General features: G+C 31.7%; 2 protein-coding genes. Both read right to left on the reverse strand.

Annotated elements, in window-relative coordinates; genetic code table 11:
* Window positions 1–14: 14 nt before the first annotated feature.
* Complete coding sequence (locus ACOVO2_RS19155) at window positions 15–734, reverse strand: LytR/AlgR family response regulator transcription factor (RefSeq protein ID WP_421771519.1); 720 nt, start codon at window positions 732–734, stop codon at window positions 15–17.
* Window positions 731–1,601 (reverse strand): sensor histidine kinase (locus ACOVO2_RS19160; RefSeq protein WP_421771520.1); only part of this gene is annotated, 871 nt, incomplete at its 5' end. The genes ACOVO2_RS19155 and ACOVO2_RS19160, both read right to left, overlap by 4 nt.

The raw sequence follows: 1,601 nt of genomic DNA on the forward strand, positions 1-1,601 counted from the left end.
TTGGCAGCAGCAATTCATTTATTTTTATTCAATATTTCATCTAAATTTTGCTTGTAGCTCTGCGAAATAGTTACTGTTTTATCTTTTATTTTGAGCATATTGCCTTCAATCTGTTTGATATGATATGTATTTACAATAAATGACTTATGCACCCGCATAAATTGGTTTTGGGGCAATTTTTCTTCTAAATCACTTAGTTTTTCCAAAACCATCAGAGGCGTTGCATTTTCAGTATTGATTTTTACATAATTGCCACTGCCCTCGAAAAATAAAATTTCTTTGAAATAAAATTTATGAATTTTCTTATCTGCTTTGAAAAAAATAAATTCGTTTTCGGAAGTCGGTTTTTCCTGTACTTTTTCTATCAGAAATTCTAAATTTTTAGGTAATAATATTTTATTGACGGCTTTTAAAAATCTTTCAAAAGCAATGGGTTTGAGCAAATAATCAGTAATGCTATATTCGTAACTTTCTACGCCAAACTCCGAAAAAGCAGTCGTAAGTATGACTTTGGGCGGATTTTGCAAGGTTTTGAGCATGTCCAAACCCGAAAGCGAAGGCATTTTTATGTCCAAAAACAAAATATCTATTTTTTCTCGATGCAAAATGTTCAATGCCTCAAACGCATTATTGCACTTGTCTACCAACTGCAACGCCTCGATTTGTGAAATGTAATTTTCCAAGATTTGTTGAGCAATAGGCTCGTCATCAACTACTAAGCAATGGAGTTTCATAAATTAATTTGTAAAGTTAGCTTAAAACTATTTTCCTTTTCTTCTATTTCCAAGAAATGCTTTGTAGGATATATCAAAGCCAATCTTTTGCGTAAATTGTCTAAACCTGTGCCACTTTTGGCTTGATTTTCAAGGAGTTTTCCTACCGAATTATGGGCTTCAAAATACAATTCATTGCCTTGCAAAGCCAAACTAAAATGGGCAAAACTATCTTTTGAAAGTGTTTGCAAACCGTGTTTGAAGGCATTTTCTACCAAAGGAATAAATAATAAAGGTGCTATAAAAATATCATTTTCCAAGCCCGAAACTTCCAAACGAATATCTGCCTGTGCTGATAAACGGATTTTTTCCAAAGCCAAATAATCTTCCAAAAATTGGATTTCTTTTTTCAGACTTACTTTTTCAGTTTTGCTACTTTCCAATAAATACCTCATCAAATCGGACAATTTAAGTGTTATTTCTGCGGCTTGCGAGTTTTGATTTTGTAAAATCAATCCGTACAAATTATTTAAAGTATTGAACAAAAAATGTGGGTTTACTTGCGATTTGAGTAAGGAAAGTTCGGTTTTTAATTGTTCATTTTCTGATTTTATTAGTAGTTCTTGTTTTCTTAGAAATTCTCTCAAAAACTTTAATGAACTTGTAATGACAACAAAGAAAAGTAGATTGGTAAAATGCTGAAAAATTGGTATCGAAAAAGAAGTATTGCCTGAAGGGAAAAGTAATTTTAAAGACAAAGCACCTAAACCAACAATTAAAACAAGCAACAGAGAATATATCAAATACTTCTTTGTGAAGAAAAAATTAGGAAATAGCAGGTAAAGATTTGTATAGACCACCACAGCAGAAACCCCAAGTACAGTAAAC

It is taken from the genome of Emticicia sp. (assembly GCF_049241225.1).
Classification (GTDB): Bacteria; Bacteroidota; Bacteroidia; order Cytophagales; family Spirosomataceae; genus Emticicia.

What these genes read in the sequence shown, in the direction of transcription:
- ACOVO2_RS19155 (WP_421771519.1), bottom strand. Translation starts at nt 734, where the DNA reads ATGAAACTCCATTGCTTAGTAGTTGATGACGAGCCTATTGCTCAACAA.